We start from the raw sequence: 12,572 nt of genomic DNA on the forward strand, positions 1-12,572 counted from the left end.
GAAAAAAGAGATGTTATATTAGTTAAGTTTCCTAAAAATGATCATAGTAAATATCTAGATATAATGCTAATATATTCACCTACGGGCGAACCCATCGGTGATTGGGGTTTTTAAGTTTGTGTTCTCAAGTGAGTTTACCGACGAATCCTCACTTGAGATCGAGTTTGCAGAAGGAAATTAGAAAAATTGTAAATTAATAACTTTTTCTAAAATACAATAAGTAACATTACCTCATTATTTTCACTCTTTCACAATACAAATCTACTGCGTAACGTTTGTTATTTTGGATAATATGTTCCATTACATAATCCCATTAGCCATATTCCAAGAACCAAAATGATAAATGAGATTTATAGAAGGAGGGAAGTTATGTTCTTTGTATATTAATCCTATTTTTTTACAGTACTTAGTGCGTCTTTATGTGGCTCTAACATTTTTATTAGTTGTTCTTTGTTCATTATTTCTCCTTATATCTTCAATTCATTTTCAGAATTAAGCATTATTTTTACTATATCTTCATTAGGTGCTTTAAACATCCGCAATAATTTAAGTAAATGATCAAATTCCTCTTTATGTGTTGTATTTTTTAATTTGTTTATAAGTGTTTCTTTAGAAACAAAGTAATTCTTTTGCTGTTCTCCTACATAGTTTTGGTACTCAAATGAACATGTAAATATATTCATTGCATTACGCATATCTACATGTTGTGTATCATAGAAAACAATAATATCATCATTAAAACAACAACAATAACTATAACTGTTTTGTTGTTGTTTTATTTAATATCTTGTTTTCATGTTTTTAATGTTTATATGTTTTATATTGTCGAACAAGCTAGAAGAATAAAGGCTTTTTTTACTTAAATTATCACCTTTTTTGCGTTAACTATTACTTATTTTGCGGTAGTTATCACTTAGACTAATCAAACGATTGGTTAGATGAAAAAATATTTTGTGATATTAGAAGAATGGATATTTCGTAACGCAGAAGAGGAACTAATTAAACGATTGATTAAACGACAAAATTTTCCCGTGATGTAGGAAGGAATGGATCTATCACAACACATATAGAGGAATGAATCAAATGATTGATTAGACGACAAATTTTTTGCCGGGGTGTGCTAGATAGGGAAAGTGAACAAAGCAAATAGAGGGATTTATTAACCATTAGATTAGATGATAACTTTTTAAAATGTAAAAAATACGGCAGGATTAAGTCCTGCCGGTTGTTGTATGAAGTTGCTTGTCATTAGGTATTTTTTGCAGCCGATTTTTTAACGAACCAAGTGGTGAAAAGAATGATGACAATGAGCAACAGCTGTGTTAAAAAGGTTTCCCAAGTTGGATACATGCCTATCCAATCAATATATGGCAGAGATTGCACAGTGCTTGTAGATAAGATATTGGATATTTGCAGTGCATGGATGCTGACACCGATTATTTTAAAGGCCAATAAGTAGATGAGAATGGCTGCGGCTTTAAAAAATAGTCGAATCGGAATTTTTACACTGTAATGAATGATTGTAAAGCCGATAATCGCTAGAATCCCAATGGCCAAAACTATGCCTAGAGCGAGCTGTTGCAAGCTGATATAGGGAGTAATCCCTGTGTAAAAAATAATCGTTTCTGCCCCTTCACGGAAGACGGAAAAGAAGCTAATGACTGTAAATGAAAGAAGGCTTCCTTTTGCGATGGCTTGGTGCATCTGCTGCTCAATCAACTTTTTCCAATTTCCGATGTTTGACTTATTATGAAGCCATGCCCCAATCGTTAGCATCATGATTACAGCAGCCACTCCTGTAAGACCTTCAATATATTCTCGGCTCGAAGCGGCGACGATTTTTGAAAAAGCCATATTGATAATGATGGCGAGAATTGCGCTCCCTAGAATTCCAGCAGCCACTCCACCCCAAATCCATTTTTGTTTATTGGCATGCCCCATTTTCTTTAGAAAAGCAATTAAGGTACCGACAATGAGCATGGCCTCTAATCCTTCCCTAAGTAAAATGAGGGAAGCATCCCAAAACGTATAATTCGTTTTAGCTGTTAACGGAGCGAGTCGAGAGGATAGATCCTGAACGATAGACTCGGCTTTTTGTTGATCGATATTTTTTGAATTTAAGAGACTGATGCTGGCCGGAATATTGGTTTCTATATCATTGTAGAGTTTGCTGTCTCTCGTTTGTACTTCTCCCTCGACCGTTGGCCATATGGTGAGGATTTCATTTAAATCCGTGCTTGCTTTCTCATATTCCTTGTTTGCAATTGCTTTTTTTGCTTTATCCAATAAAGTTGCTACATCTGTCAGTGAATAGCTCTCGTTTACGTCCGTTGCTGATTTACCGGAAAGGAAATTATTTACTTCATTGGTCAGCTGGTCAGTATTTTGCTTGGCTTTTTGAAGGTCTGCTGGTTCTTGTGTAATCGCAATTCGAATTAAGGCCATGTATTTTTCGATTTGACCATAAGCAACTATACTCTCATCATGAACTGCTTTTTCCGAAGCTGTCCATTGATTCATGATGGCTTGATAGCGTGATTTTAAAACCATGGGATCACCATCAGCGAGTGAGTCCTTTAAACGGTCAATGAGTGGTAGCAGCTGTTTGACTTGTTCTTTTGCTGCATTTTTGTCCACCGGATTTTGTTCTTGATCATATAAAACGAGCGCCGTTGATAGCGATGAAAGACTTTTGGTGACTGCCTGGCTGTCTGTATTTGGATTGGCTAGAAGTGATTGAACATTTTTTAGCTCTTGGTTTACCTTTTTGGCGTGTTGGCTGTTCATATCCTTTATGGATTCCCATTCCTGGGAAAATTGTTGCATATTTTTTGCTACGGTATCGACATCTCCGGATTTTGCCTTCATTAAACTATCGCCAATCAAGACAAATAGTTCGTCATGGTTTTGTGCGGCAAAACTCGGGACAGCGTTCGGTAAAAGGAGCATGAAGACCAACAATAGAATTTTCCACGTTTTCATCATGGTTCATTTCATCCCCTGACTAGGTGAATAATGTTTCGCCGATAAATCCGCCTGGCTTTGTGCCGGGAAGACAAGCAAAAATAGCACTACCGCGGTGAGAGATGTACTCATTCAACTTATCCATTTTTGCCAGGCGTTGTTGAATCGGAATAAACTGTTTGCTTGGCTTACGTTGGAAGCAGATAAATAATAACCCGGCATCGAAGTTCCCTGTTTTTCCATCCATCCCGTTAGAGTAAGAATAGCCTCTACGCAGTATTTGTTGGGTTCCGTCCCCATGTGCGACCCGCATATGAGAATCTACAGGAATGACATATTCGTCATTCTTGTCTTTTTGTGTAAAATCGGGTAAATCGAATTCATTATTTTTGCCCAAAGGGGCACCACTGTCACGATAACGTCCGAATGTATTTTCTTGCTCCTTTAAATGGGTTCGGTCCCATACTTCGATGAACATCTGAATCCGTCTGACGACAAGATAACTGCCGCCTGCTAGCCAGTTAGGACCGTCACCAGGTTGGATCCATACTTGCTCATTCATCACTTTTTCGTTATTGACATCGGGATTCACTGTTCCATCCTTAAAACCAAACAAGTTTCTTGGCGTTTTTTCCTTGGGATCGGCCTGTTTGGTTCGCTGAAATCCAGGTTGTGCCCAACGTAAAATGGCTTTGCCGCGTGCAATCCGAATCAGGTTTCTTACGGCATGAAAGACGACTTGCGGATCATCCGCACAGGCTTGGATACACAAGTCTCCTCCTGACCACTCTTCTTCCAATGCATCCAAAGGAAACTTAGGGAGATCAACTAATTCTTTTGGCTGTTTCCCTAATAATCCAAAACGGTCCACTCCATCTTTAACGAAGAGGCTGGGGCCGACACCAAAGGTAATCGTTAATTGAGAAGGGGAAAGGCCGGCTGCCTCTCCGGTATCTTTCGGTGGTAGGAGTCCATTGCTAGACAGTTCACCAACCGGCTTTCCTTCTGTCATTAAGGCAGCAGCTTTCGTCCAGTCCTTAAATAGCTGGATTAATGCTGTTTTGTCTGTTGCCGTGACATCTAGTGCGGCAAAATAGATATGATCTTGCGGCTTGGTTGTAATACCGCTTTGATGTTTTCCATAGAAAGGGATGATGTTATCCGGTTTCGAACTAGACGCTTTGTTTTCCGTGATGGAAAGCAATCCGCCAAAGCCGGAAGCCCCAATTAGGACACCAATTCCGCCAACCCCTGCTGTTTTTAACATCTCACGTCGGGTAAACGTTCTGGAGGATATAGGTGAATTTTCTAACTGCGGATTAGTCTTAGCCATTTATTCCGCCTCCGTTATTTTGCCTAATTGCGAAAGTGGCTCTGCAAGAGCATCAATAGCCTGGCTTAACGCTTTTACCTCTTCTTGGGACAAATCGGTGTAAAGTTTATAGCCATCGTCTTGTTTGTGTGAATCTAATAGACGATATACTTCATCAAAGCGAGATTGTATTTCCTTTGAAAGTTCTTGATCTTTCTTTTTTAGTTCTGGTTTTAATAGTTGAAAAATCTTTTCTGCTCCTTCGACATTGGCTGCGAAATCGTATAAATCGGTATGGGAATATCGGTCTTCTTCTCCTGTTACCTTGGAGGTGGAGACTTCATTTAATAAGTCAACGGCACCAGTGATCAATAAATCGGGCGTTACTTCTACAGTTTCTACCTTAGCCCTAAGAAGATTGACATCCTTCATTAGCTGCTCCGCATAAGACTCGTAGCCTTTTGTGGTTTTTTCTTCCCATAATCCTTTTTCAATGCGGTGATAACCACCCCATTCAGTGTCTGGAACATCCCCATCACGGGCATCAATTTTTGGATCAAGTTCGCCAAATATTTCAGCGATCGGTTCAGCTCGTTCATAATGCATTCTTGCAGGCGCATATAGCGCTTTTGCTTGCTCTATGTCGCCGTTTTTTACGGCATTGGTAAATGCCTCTGTCTTTTTGATAAATTCCTCCATCTCTCCAATGGCATATTCGCGGTATTGGTTCGTTACACCTTTAAGGGAATCGGTTACTGTTTGGCTTGTTTCCTTTTTTTCGGCTTTGGAGGCGGTTTGCTCGGATTGAGAACACCCGAATAATAAACTACTTGAGAATAATAGAATGCCAGATAGTTTTGCCCATTTCATAGGTAGAGGAACCTCCTGTTTAATAATGATAATCATTTTCAATCAATATTATTTTATGTTAAATGAGAAATGTTTTCAATTATTTTTTATAGGATTGTACGGGAGGTTATTGGTTGGTTCGGTGATGTTAGAAACTTGCATGAAGGCGCCATACATAAAAAGTTTCTCGATAATATAATTAGAAGGAGAAAGACAAAAGAAAAGGGGTGGTCGTTGAGACCAACCCCGGGTATAAAGAGTTGTAGGAACCTGCTGTTGTTGATAAGAAAGGAATCGATCGCCTAGTGGAGGATTTAAACATGTCATGATATCCCTTGCAGCATGGCAATCTACATGCAGTTATTAAAAATAAAAAATATAGAAAAAGGGGCTAGGATTATGGGGATGCCGCCCCTTATTCTTTCTTTTATTACATAGCTTGTTTCATTTGTTTATGATCCATGCCCATTTTTTCTAGTTGGACTTGTAATTGGGCTAAATCAGATGCGTCTCTTTCTTTCAATCTATCAAAAATAACTATAGTTGTATAAATGCATGTTAGAAATAAACTAATTGTCATTAACCAAGCAAGAAACATTTCATTTCCCCCTTTTGTATCGGTTAAGTACATAGTAAAAAATTTTCCACTCACCTAAAGTGACATAAATCACAAAAAACAGGGAGAATTTTTGTCATTTTTGTGAAGTTTAATAGGATTGGAAAGTGATTAAGGAGAGCGACTCATCAAACGATTGATTAATTGACAAAATTTTTATGTCTTTGCTTGAAAAAATGTTTCTATTACAGTGTTTTTCAAGTGTTCCATCAAACGATTAATGAATTGACCATTTTCGCATGTACTCTTTCAACAAACGTTTGGAATAGATAGAATTCATCAATCGTTTCATTGATTCATTCCGGTTTCATCACTAGAGAAGAAAATATGTTAAACAGACAGGGATTTGGGGTTGTTTTTGGTAGGATGAAAAATTATTCCGTTTTTGTCTAATATATACATTTTTACTATACTCTCCTTGTTTTTATCCGATAAAGTAATAGGATTATCAATTTAGGAGAGAGGTTAAGATGGAAACACAACAGGAACAACACCGTCAAAGAAAAGGTCTATCCATTCGGGTGAAATGGATTTTTTTCATTTGTTTAGCCATTTTAATATCCAGTGGTGCAACGGTGATCTTTAACCATTTTACAATTAGTAAGATTTTAAAACAGGATCATGCGGAATCTAGTCAAACGAATGCGCATCATGCGGCTGAAGAAGTGCGGCTTTCGCTTGAGAAGTATGAGACATCTATTAACTATTTTGCTAGCATTGTCTCAAATGATGTTCAAGATGGGAATTTTATTCAACGTATGGAAGCGTCTATTAAAAACATTCAAAAGGAAAATAAGGATCTTATTGCCGTTTATTATATGGATTTTACTACAGGAAAAATTCATATTTCTCCCTATACGGAATACGATGTCGATGTACGCGATACGAGAACGTATAAACAATTGAGTGAGAATCCGAAGACGCAATGGATGGATGTGTATCAGGACAAACAAACGAAAAAAATGATGACATCCATTGTAACGCCGGTTTTTACCAATGGAGAAATGGTCGGGGCACTCGGTTATGATATTGATTTGTCAGCTATTGGAGTCATCAGGGAGCAGATTGAGAAGAAGACGAATGCTGAGCTTGTGATTTTGGATGCGACAGGTATTATTGTTAGTTCCTTTATAGAAGGTGCGGATGGGAAAAATATGAACCCAGCACAAAGTGGTGCTGTTGAAGGGGTAGCAGATTTACTAACAGATAAGAATCAGTTTGATTCTGATTTCCAATGGGTGACTGATATTTATAAAAGTGATAAAGCGAGAAAACAAAATTGGTCATGGAATGGCGAGAAATATACAGGGGAAATCGTGACGATTCCTGGCGTCCATTGGAAAGTATTATCCTTTACCCCTGACGATATTTTTGCTAGTAAGATGAATCACTTTACCAAAACGGGCATTTGGTCCCTTCTTTTAGGTATTGCCATTGGTGTCATTTGTGCGATTGTTCTCGCGGAAAAACTAAGAAAGATTATTGCTCATTTCCAAAAAGTAATTGAAAAAACAGCAGAAGGGGACTTGGTGACAGAATTCAAAGTCCATTCGAAGGATGAAGTCGAAGAGTTGGCGAAAAGTTACAATAAGATGCTAGCTCAGATGAGAAGATTAATCATGACAGTTGTGGATAATGTCTCATCTATTCATCATTCCACGAAGGAATTAACCACCATTGCTAGTGAACATAGTACCGCTATATCCGAAGTTTCCACATCGGTGGATTATATTGCGAAAGGAATTGGAAATCAGGCAATGGAAGTAGAAAAAGGATCGAAGGCTGTTCATGATTTAAGTGGATCCATTGAGGAACTTTCCAAACAGTCAGCGAATATTGAACATGAGGTTGGAGAGGCTTCACAAGAAATGCAGATTGGAAATGAACAAGTGAAAAACTTGGAAGATTCCTATCAAAAATTAGAGAGTGCTTTTCAAAAAGTAACCGATCGGATTGCCCAATTAAATGAAAAATCGAAATCGATCTCTGAAGTGACTAAAGTCATTGCTGGAATAGCCGAGCAGACCAATTTGCTTTCCTTAAATGCCTCTATAGAAGCGGCAAGAGCGGGAGAACATGGTAAAGGGTTTGCGGTTGTTGCTAATGAAGTTCGGAAGCTGGCAGATGAGTCTAAAAAAGCAACGAATGATATTCAAGCGATTATTCATAGTGTACGAACGGATACAAAACAGCTAGTGGAAGTCATGGAAGAAACGAATCGAATTAGTATGGATCAAAAGAATGCTGTGTCAACAGTCACTTCTTCTATCAAGCAAATGAATGCTTCATTGGAAAAAATGCTTGAATCGGTCAAAGAAGAGGTAGAAACGATCCAATCGATCCAAGGGCAAAAAAGTATTGTTGTCGGTATGATTGAAGAAATCTCGGTCGTTTCTCAGCAGACCACGGCTTCAACCGAAGAAATTGCTGCAGCTATGGAAGAACAATCTGTCACTACCAATGAAGTAGCGATCCATGCGAAGCAGCTTTCCCAATTGGTAGATGAATTGAACGAAGCTGTTGAAAAATTTACCGTGTAGAAATGGAGTAGAGAAATGTTCATCTCATATGACAAAAACTGATTTATTTCTTGGGGAATAATGGTTGAAATTGTCGAGAGGGAATATTTCAATTTGTGTCCTTAATACTTTAAAGAAAAGAGTTTAAAAGGGCAAGAATGTACAAAGAATCAGGATTTGATCATTTGGGTCATTATGGGTTTCATTTAATAAAAAAGGGACATCTAGAAGTCGGATCTTAATTTCTAGATGTCCCTTTTTCTGTTTCCCATCATTTTTCCTTTTTGGGCTCCATGCCTGTCAATCTTATTAAATGAATTCAATGACATCCTTGACTGGTATGCGGGTAGTTTTATGCCCAGGAGCAGCTGCTTTTCCAATGGCAATTAATACGATAGGCATGTATCGGTCCGATACGTTGAATTTTTCCATAAACTTTTGTTTATCAAATCCACCCATTGTAACGGTGTCATAGCCTTTTGCTTTTGCCAATAGCATAATGAGCATAGACACCAAGCCTGTATCAAAGGAAGCAATATTCTTTCGGACTTCCTCGGATGCATTAGGATATACATTGTTTATATTGTTGATGAGCTGTTGCATAGTAGATTCGTTCATATAGCCGGCTTCATAAGCACTTTGATACACCTTATCGGCATTTTTATACATTTCTTTGTCTCCTAAAACCGCAATAACGGCTGAACAAGTTTCCACTTGTTCTTGATTGTAGGCAATCGAACGAAGTTCTTTTTTTATTTCTTGATTATCGATAACCATAAAGCGCCAAGGCTGAAGATTGCTTGAAGAAGGCGCAAGGATGGCTTCGCTTAAAATTTCTTCGATTTCCTCACGAGTCATTTGATAATTAGGGTCATATTTGCGGACAGAGCGACGTTCTCTGATAATATCAATTAAATTTTGTGAATTTGTCGTCACTGTTGACATGTAAAAGTTCCTCCTTAAAAGCTTTTCTTACAAATAGTAAGTGTAAAATAAAAATTACTATTCGTAACTGCTAGAGTCAAGGAAAAGGCTCTAATGGCATGAATGGATCCTTTTTGGAACATGAGATAAAAAAATCAGACAGTTGAATGTACTTGGAAAAAAACGTTAGGTAAGGGACAGTGCTTAAAACGGAATGATGAATTTGTTAATAGCAGTCTTTTTTGTTTCCAGTTTTTAATGATGGGAAAAGGTTTTTTGTACCATCATGATGCTAATCCAAAATCCCAGGCATCCTCTTTTAACATGAAGGAGTTCGTTTTTTTCTTTTGCTCTGCCTTTTTCCTGCTTAATGGATAAGTTCAAAATCAATGGGGGATACTGAATGACAGTAGTATGAACGAGGTATAGGACATGACACAATTTCCCAACCAACGTAGGCAAAGAGCATTTTTATCTCAATTTTCCATTACACAATTGCATTTAAAAAATCCTTGGGTGGTTGCGTTTTTTTCGTTTTCCTATCCAGGGTTTGGCCATTTAATGCAGCATCGATATGTCGTTGCGATCATTTTGATCTTATGGGAAACGTTTATCAATCGGATGGCAAATGTGAACCTTGGCATCTTGTATACCCTATTGGGTGAATTTGATAAAGCTAAAGAAGTTTTAAATGAACGATGGTTAATCTTGTACGTGGCCATTTATATGTTTGGTATATGGGATGGTTATCGTTCAACCATTGATCAAAACAAACAATATGTATTGGCCGATCGAGAGGATGCCACCATGCCTACAATTACCATGGGTTCATGGGATATGAACTATTTGGATAAAAAGAAACCATGGGTAGCCTTAGTATGGTCTGCTTTATTTCCTGGGCTCGGACACCTCTATCTTCATAACGTCATATTTGGCTTTTTTATTTTTATCTATACCGTTGGAATTTGTTATTTAGGTAATATTCTTCTTGGTATTGAGTATTCCATGTGGGGTGATTTTGTCAAAGCGAAAGAGGTCCTTAACATGCAATGGGTGCTCTACTTCCCTTCCATTTACCTTTTTATCATTTTTGATTCGTATGTGACAGCGGTGGAGCAAAATAAACTGTTTGAAAAAGAAATGTCTCATTATTTGCGTAAAAAATATCAAAATCCACGCTTTAAAACTCCCATTTAAAAAGGAGGGAGAATGCCATGTTTGTGATCGCTACCTTTGAAAACTCACTTTTCATTGAAATGGCCATTTCAGAATTGGAGAAATGTGATATTTCCAACGAGCAAATCTTGGCCGCCCCACTTGATAAAAGAACGGAACCAAGGCAGCTTTTTGATACGATCCATCGAGCAGATGGATTAAGCTTGTTTGACGTATCTGCCATTCTTGGTACTTGCTTTATGTTGTTAGGTGCCATCTATGGCTATGTATTAGAATGGGGCCCCATTATATGGGGAATTATTGGGGCCGTCAGCGGCATACTCCTCGGATTCCTCCTAAAAATGATTCTTGTCAAGAAAAATAGGAGGGGAGTGAAAAAAATGACATCCGAAATTGTCCTTATGATTCGTTGTGAGAAAGACCAATGGAAAAAGGTTGAATCGATACTTTGGGAACATGGTGCTTTAGGCATCTCCCATATCAAACATCTTTAATAGGAGAAAGAAAGCAAGGATTTTATCTCAAAATGATCAGGTTCTAACATTCTATGATCCCAGTCTAGAATCTTTTCTAATGGCGGGATTTTTCTGTATATAACGCTATCTTCTTCTGTATCACCATGCAGGTCCTCTAAATCTTGATAGAACTGGACTCGGAGTTTTTTGAAAATAATGCCATAAAAGTAAGCGAACGGATTTTTGACCGATTGGGTATATTTTAGCTTCCTAATGAGCTGCCGGAATGCCTGGATGGCGGTTTCTAGAATTCGTTCTGGGTTCTCTTCACACAAGTTTCTATAGGCTGCGATTTCTGCCATTTTCCAAAATTCCTCAATCGTTTTAGCTTCTGGAAAAAAGCATTTTACTATTTGCACGAATGGTTGAGGCACACGGTCGCTGACATAGGTGTCATCTAGTACCGTTCTGTTTTCCACTTGGTTCGATTGTTTTGGCGTTTCTTTACGTGATTTTTGGTTATTGGTTTTTAAAAGATTAATGGTTTCTTTATGGTGGTTCAATTTTTCCTCTTTAGGTAGTTCATTTGGAGGAAAACGATTAAAAACATAGAGATTGCTGGTTTGCGCCCCATTTTTTCGCTCGGTTTCATACACGGATAAGATTCCAAGTTTGATGGATTTTTGGATCATTCGTTTAAAAGTAGAGCGGGAAATCCCATGGTTGTTGAATTCTTCGTGAATTGCCTTTAACATTGTACCGATTTTGGCATTTGCCACCCCTGGAACTTTAGCGGCAAAACGAGCTAGACGTTTGATTCCGATCAATTCCCCTTTGGAAAATTTCTGCTTGTGTTCTAACATCCACCACTCGAAATGAGTGTTAAACTCTTTCAGAGAAGTAAACTGCGAATATCCTTCAAATTGTGTAATTTCGCCAGATTTTATAGGCATAACATGGCACCACCCTTTCGACCTCTATATAGGGAAAACAAGGACAAAAGGTCAGGGGGGATTGTGACAAATTTGTGAACAATACATCATTTTCTATGCTAGTGTGGAAGGGATATAGAAAGGAAAAAATAAACTTGAAAGGTTAAGAAGAATACCGTCCAAAAAAGGCTTTCTTTGTTTTCTCTGGAATTCGTTTAGATGGATGGGATAAAAAGGAGAGGAACATTTATGAAAACGGAAAAAGAAAACATGCTTCATGGGGAACTTTATTTGGCGGGAAACCCCGAATGACGACGAGATCGAATGAATGCCCGGAGGCTAACAAGATGATTGAATGAAACACCGGAAACGGATGAGAAAAAGAGAACGGAATGAATAAAAGAGCTATTTGGTTCAACGGGATTAAATATATACATAGAACCGACGTTTCGTTGTGATGATGGCTACCATCTTCACGTCGGTGAAAATTTCTATGCCCATTTTGATTGTGTGTTTTTAGATGATTGCAAAATTCATATAGGTGACCATTGCATGCTCGGGCCGTGAGTTCATATTTATCCTGGGACACATCCTCTAAATGCAAAGGAAAGAATATCAGGGGTAGAATATGGCAAACCTGTTACGATTGGTTACAATGTTTGGATTGGTGGGAGAGCCGTCATTCACCCTGGGGTGAAGATAGGAAATCATGTCGTTATCGCTTCAGGAGCCGTTGTATGTAAAGATGTACCGGATAAAGTGGTGGTAGGAGGCAATTCGGCAAGGGTTCTTAAACCAATCGAGGAATAGAGAAAAGGTCGTTCA

9 protein-coding genes and 1 pseudogene are annotated in these 12,572 nt (G+C 38.2%); 4 read left to right on the forward strand and 6 right to left on the reverse strand.

Translation table 11 applies throughout. The annotated features are described in order from the left end of the window. Positions 1-1,248: 1,248 nt before the first annotated feature. The 4 genes from G4Z05_RS12370 to G4Z05_RS12385 all read right to left on the reverse strand — a co-directional run bounded on the left by G4Z05_RS12370 (position 1,249) and on the right by G4Z05_RS12385 (position 5,723). Positions 1,249-2,985: an FTR1 family iron permease gene (locus G4Z05_RS12370; RefSeq protein ID WP_163252162.1), complete on the reverse strand. Its 1,737-nt coding sequence runs from the start codon at positions 2,983-2,985 to the stop codon at positions 1,249-1,251. A 19-nt stretch (positions 2,986-3,004) separates the two neighbouring features. Continuing rightward, complete coding sequence (efeB, locus tag G4Z05_RS12375) at positions 3,005-4,297, reverse strand: iron uptake transporter deferrochelatase/peroxidase subunit (protein ID WP_163252163.1); 1,293 nt, start codon at positions 4,295-4,297, stop codon at positions 3,005-3,007. Next, positions 4,298-5,146 carry an iron uptake system protein EfeO gene (gene efeO, locus G4Z05_RS12380; protein WP_163252164.1) on the reverse strand — a complete coding sequence of 283 codons (849 nt, stop codon included), beginning with the start codon at positions 5,144-5,146 and terminating at the stop codon, positions 4,298-4,300. It abuts the gene before it with no gap. A 409-nt stretch (positions 5,147-5,555) separates the two neighbouring features. Further along, on the reverse strand, positions 5,556-5,723 hold the full coding sequence (locus G4Z05_RS12385) for a hypothetical protein (protein WP_163252165.1): 168 nt from the start codon (positions 5,721-5,723) through the stop codon (positions 5,556-5,558). Between the two features lie 488 nt (positions 5,724-6,211). Between G4Z05_RS12385 and G4Z05_RS12390 the strand changes: the two genes are divergently transcribed. Next, entirely contained in the window at positions 6,212-8,281 is a 2,070-nt protein-coding gene (locus G4Z05_RS12390) for a methyl-accepting chemotaxis protein (protein WP_163252166.1), read from the forward strand. Positions 8,282-8,569: 288 nt separating this feature from the next. Here G4Z05_RS12390 and G4Z05_RS12395 read toward each other — a convergent pair whose 3' ends face one another. Then, positions 8,570-9,205, reverse strand: a complete 636-nt coding sequence (locus G4Z05_RS12395; RefSeq protein ID WP_163252167.1) for a nitroreductase family protein — start codon at positions 9,203-9,205, stop codon at positions 8,570-8,572. Positions 9,206-9,616: 411 nt separating this feature from the next. On the opposite strand from G4Z05_RS12395, the gene G4Z05_RS12400 reads away from it, so the two are divergent. Further along, the gene (locus tag G4Z05_RS12400) at positions 9,617-10,381 is read left to right on the forward strand and encodes a hypothetical protein (protein WP_163252168.1); all 765 of its coding nucleotides are present in this window, start codon (positions 9,617-9,619) and stop codon (positions 10,379-10,381) included. A 17-nt stretch (positions 10,382-10,398) separates the two neighbouring features. Continuing rightward, complete coding sequence (locus G4Z05_RS12405) at positions 10,399-10,854, forward strand: hypothetical protein (RefSeq protein WP_163252169.1); 456 nt, start codon at positions 10,399-10,401, stop codon at positions 10,852-10,854. On the opposite strand, the gene G4Z05_RS12410 is transcribed toward G4Z05_RS12405, so the two are convergent. Then, the gene (locus G4Z05_RS12410; protein ID WP_240465377.1) at positions 10,851-11,768 is read right to left on the reverse strand and encodes a hypothetical protein; all 918 of its coding nucleotides are present in this window, start codon (positions 11,766-11,768) and stop codon (positions 10,851-10,853) included. The two genes, G4Z05_RS12405 and G4Z05_RS12410, sit on opposite strands and share 4 nt — an antisense overlap. Positions 11,769-11,996: 228 nt before the next feature. On the opposite strand from G4Z05_RS12410, the pseudogene G4Z05_RS12415 reads away from it, so the two are divergent. Next, positions 11,997-12,557: pseudogene (locus G4Z05_RS12415) on the forward strand (maltose acetyltransferase domain-containing protein). Positions 12,558-12,572 lie beyond the last annotated feature (15 nt).

This window comes from Neobacillus thermocopriae, from assembly GCF_010975035.1.
In the GTDB taxonomy this organism is placed as follows: Bacteria; Bacillota; Bacilli; order Bacillales; family Cytobacillaceae; genus Neobacillus; species Neobacillus thermocopriae.